Annotated in this window: 2 protein-coding genes and 1 pseudogene; 1 reads left to right on the top strand and 2 read right to left on the bottom strand. The window is 39.6% G+C overall.

What is annotated here, in order from left to right:
• Both ABYD77_RS17900 and ABYD77_RS17905 read right to left on the bottom strand, forming a co-directional pair.
• Positions 1–530, bottom strand: a pseudogene (locus ABYD77_RS17900) (Xaa-Pro dipeptidase); the annotation flags it as partial.
• A gap of 102 nt (positions 531–632) precedes the next feature.
• A complete protein-coding gene (locus tag ABYD77_RS17905; RefSeq protein ID WP_372771464.1) occupies positions 633–2,525 on the bottom strand; it encodes a transglycosylase SLT domain-containing protein in 1,893 nt (630 codons plus the stop codon).
• Positions 2,526–2,839: 314 nt separating this feature from the next.
• On the opposite strand from ABYD77_RS17905, the gene fadB reads away from it, so the two are divergent.
• On the top strand, positions 2,840–4,573 hold a 1,734-nt coding region (gene fadB / locus ABYD77_RS17910), incomplete at its 3' end, for a fatty acid oxidation complex subunit alpha FadB (protein WP_372771465.1).

Below are 4,573 nucleotides of genomic sequence, written 5' to 3' on the forward strand. Positions count from 1 at the left end.
AGCACCGCCAAACGGTTTGCTTCACGTAAACATACTAATTCGTAATCGGTTTTATATGCACGGTGATAGTGTAGGTAATTTAAAACACCTTCTGGGTTAATCGCAGAAAAACCAAGCGCTTTCGCAACTTCAATATATTCACCAATATAAGCAAATTTTTCTTTATCATAAGGCAAAAGTTGCTCAACTTGCTCTGGTGATTTTAATAATGAAATATCAAAATACTCAGCCCAAAAATCACTAGGCTCATCTGGCACTTTATGCCAAAAATCCACAGGGCGATAAAAAATAAGTTTTGGCTTATCAACACCATTAACTACTAACCAACAGTGTGGATTATCGATGACAGGTAACCAAGCTTTAAACTGTGGATTCACTTTAAACGGGTAATCCATATCATCTAAAAATTGGCGTTTCGCTTGACCTGAGTGAATGATCAGACCATCAAGTCCTTCACGCGCTAGTACATCTTTAGTACGTGACTGTAAGGTTGCAATATGCGCTGCATAAGTTGTTGAAAGTTTATCCATTATTAATCCAGTTCAGTGTGTTCTTTATCAAGTGTATCATCTCAGCTTGCCGATCATAATAGGCATCTGTAAATCAAAGTAGTTTGCAAGTTTACTGCCAACCTACTTCTGAATTTTCATTGAAATGAGCTTATCAAATAAGTTTTCTTTATTGCCTAAACGCGTTGTATACACTTGGCGATAAGCGTACACATTTTTAACGTACTCGCGTGTTTCACGATACGGTATTGCTTCAACCCAGAGGTCAAAATCGATCGCATCTTTAGGTAACCAGTTTTTTACTTTGTGATATCCTGCATTATATGAAGCCGTTGCGATCACCTCATTGCCTTTACTCTTTTTCTTTAAGTAATTGAGGTATTGCGTGCCCAAACGAATATTAATATGTGGCTTTTTCAGCTGATTGTGACTTACTTTGCCTTTGTTAACATAACGCGCTGTACTTGGTAGCAGCTGCATCAACCCAATAGCTCCCGCACTTGAATACGCATCTGAGGCAAATGAGCTTTCACGACGAGAAATAGCATAAGCCCATATTTTATCCACTTTGCTACGCGAGCTAAAACGCTCAAATTGATCGCTATACGGTGTCGGAAAACGATAGTCGAGTAGATTAAACGCTTTTAACTCACTCATTACGCGAATCACACTATCATGCCACCCCATATTGTTTGCAAGGCTTGCAGCAGCCAATTTTTCATCATTCGTTGAACCTGCTATTAGAGAATTCCATTCACGGCGAGCCGAATAAAAACGTTCAAGCTCATAAAGCGCTTTTGCCCGTTTAAATGCAGGGCTTTCACTCACCAACTTTTGACTTTTTCGATCTACAACTGCTGGCTGATATTCAAGTGACACATCTAACCCCAAACGTGATGCAGCTAAAAAACCATAGTAATCGCGTTTTTTTGCAAGTGCTTGCCATAGCGAATGAGCTTCTTGTGTTTCACCCACTTTATCATGAGCATATGCAAGCCAATAACGATAACCATTATTCAATTTTTTACCGGTTGAATAAGCAATAATGCCTTGCCAGTCTTGCTCACGCAGCATATTGCTTAATTGCCATTGCATTAATTTGCTGTCGTGCCTTTCTGGTGCAACTTTATTAAGATAAAACTTTGCTTCTTTGTGTTTACCCGATGCCAGTGACAAAGCAAAAATATAATAAAGTGACTGTTTTTGTGACACAGAGTACTCAAACATGGTTTCGAGTTTTTGCCATGCACGAATCGCTAAATCACGGTCGCGCCACACTAAGCGTTTAACGCCATAAAGAGCAATTTGACCTTCTTTTTCAGTCCGCTTTTTAAATCGGTAAAGCCCTGCGGACGCAGCAGGATCACGCCTAACTGTTTTATACAAATCAGCTAAATAGCGTTCATTTTCAGGTAGTAGCCGACTTAAAAAGCCAAGTAAACTAGTATCGCCTTTTTCCGATACTTTGGTGATCCGTTGCCATAAAAGTTCTTGGTTTAAGTGCCCTGCTTTACGCCAATTAGCAAATAAATTATCACACGCTTTTGGTTGCGACTTTGCGACATTCCAAAGTTCATCCACTTGATTAAAAATCGCTTCTTTTGGCGCACCCAGTTTTAATTGATACGTTAAATAGGTGCAGCGATATTCAGCGTTACTAGTAGGACGATACGCATCAATATACAGTGCCTTTTTATTGCGCTTTATAAGGTTATCTAACCATGCAGAACGTACTTGCCATTCTAATGGCGTACCTTGATAGGTATCTAAAAATTTAATGATTTCTTTTTGATTTGCGAGCTTTGGAAAATTTTCCAAAAATGTAGCTTCTGCGTAGGGCGCAAGAGGATGTGACGACTGCTTTAACGCTTGATAAAAAGCGCGCTTGTCATTTTTTTTAGCGAGCTTTTCTAACGCTAAAAAGTCTTTGTGCGCTGCTTTATCAGCACTTGCGTTCAACGCCGAGGAAGAAAGTACCAAGCTAACAAGCGTTGTTAAAATCAATGATTTTTTCACTGTTTTGCTCTCTTTACCACAGAAATAAAATGCGCTGTGGTTATCTATTCAAATTAATTTATAAATGCGCTGCAAAATAGCTTTGCAGTACCTCCATCTTAAACAATGCAAACCAAAACTTCAGCCTTTTAAGGCTAATCCCCTTATTGATACGACCACTCGCATAAAATCAGGTTGATTTTTTTGTCTAGTTTTTAATCTTATGTAAAAACCCAACTAAAATTTTAATTGCAATTTAATCGCAAAGAAGCGACACTGCGTAAAAACCAAACTCATCGTACCAGTTGTGGTGCGAGAAATTAGGGAGCAATAATATGCTATTTCAAAGCGAATCTTTTCAGGTTGCTTTTGTTAAAGACAACATTGCTGAGTTTAAGTTCTGTGTTCCAGGCTCAGTAAATAAGCTTTCTCAGCAAACTCTTAGCGACTGTGGCGCTGCATTAAAAGAGCTAGCTGCTAACAAAGACATTAAAGGTATGATTTTCACCAGTGATAAAGATCATTTTATTGTTGGTGCTGACATTTTTGAATTTTTACCTACCTTTAAAAAATCTGAAGAAGAACTAACTCAGTGGATTAAAAATGCTACTGACGTTTTCGACCTACTCGAAGATTTACCTTTCCCAACGATTTCTGCAATCAATGGCATGGCCCTTGGTGGTGGTTGTGAATGGGTACTTGCTACTGACTTCCGTGTGGCAAGTGAAGAATTAAAAATGGGCTTACCTGAAGTTAAACTAGGCATTATGCCAGGCTTTGGTGGTACTGTTCGTCTACCACGTATTATCGGTGCTGATAATGCCATGACGTGGATTACAACAGGTAAAGAACACCGTGCTAAGCAAGCGCTTGCTGTCGGTGCAGTTGATGCCGTTGTAGCAAAAGACAAGCTTGTTGATGCAGCTATCAAAATGGTTGAACTAGCTGCAAACGGTAAACTAGATTGGCAAACAAAACGCCAAGCGAAGTTAGACCCTCTTGCTATGAACCAAATGGAACAAGGCATGAGCTTTGCGACAGCGCAAGGTATGGTATTTGGTAAAACAAAAGGTCATTACCCTTCTCCACTAATGGCTGTTGCAACAATTAAAGCTGCTGCAAACCACGGCCGTGCAGAAGCAATGGCAATTGAAAATGTAAATTTTGCAAAGCTGGCTAAAACTGATGAAGCAGCGGCGCAAGTAGGTATTTTCTTAGCTGACCAATTTATTAAGTCTAAAGCACGCAAACTTGCTAAAAACAGCTCGACTGAAATTAAGCAAGCTGCGGTATTGGGTGCAGGTATTATGGGCGGTGGTATTGCATACCAATCTGCTTATAAAGGCACGCCAATCATCATGAAAGACATAAACCAAGCTGCACTTGATCTTGGTATGCAAGAAGCTTCAAAACTGCTTGGCAATAAAGTTCAACGCGGTCATATGAAGCTTGAGCAAATGGTTGCAACTTTAGGCGCAATCAAACCAACGCTAAGCGATGACGATGTTAAAAAAGCAGACATTATTGTTGAAGCTGTTGTTGAAAATCCAAAGATTAAACAAGCTGTTCTTTCTCAACTAGAAAAAGACATGCCTGAAGGCACAGTATTAACATCAAATACTTCAACAATTCGTATTGATGAATTAGCAAGTGCTCTTGAAAAACCAGAAAACTTCTGTGGTATGCACTTCTTCAACCCTGTGCACCGTATGCCACTGGTTGAAATTATTCGCGGTGAAAAAACATCTGACGAAACCATTAATGCCGTTGTTGATTACGCATTAAAATTAGGTAAGTCACCAATTGTTGTAAACGACTGCCCTGGATTCTTTGTTAACCGTGTACTTTTCCCTTACTTTGCAGGTTTTAACCAATTAGTGGTTGAAGGTGCTGATTTTGCGAAAGCAGATAAAGTAATGGAAAACGTATTTGGCTGGCCAATGGGCCCTGCTTACCTGCTTGATGTTGTTGGTCTTGATACAGCAAATCACTGTACAGGTGTAATGGCAGACGGTTTCCCTGAGCGTATGGCTGAACAAGAAAAAGACCCTGTTGCATTACTTGTTAAA

Source organism: Pseudoalteromonas sp. (genome assembly GCF_041629635.1).
In the GTDB taxonomy this organism is placed as follows: Bacteria; Pseudomonadota; Gammaproteobacteria; order Enterobacterales; family Alteromonadaceae; genus Pseudoalteromonas.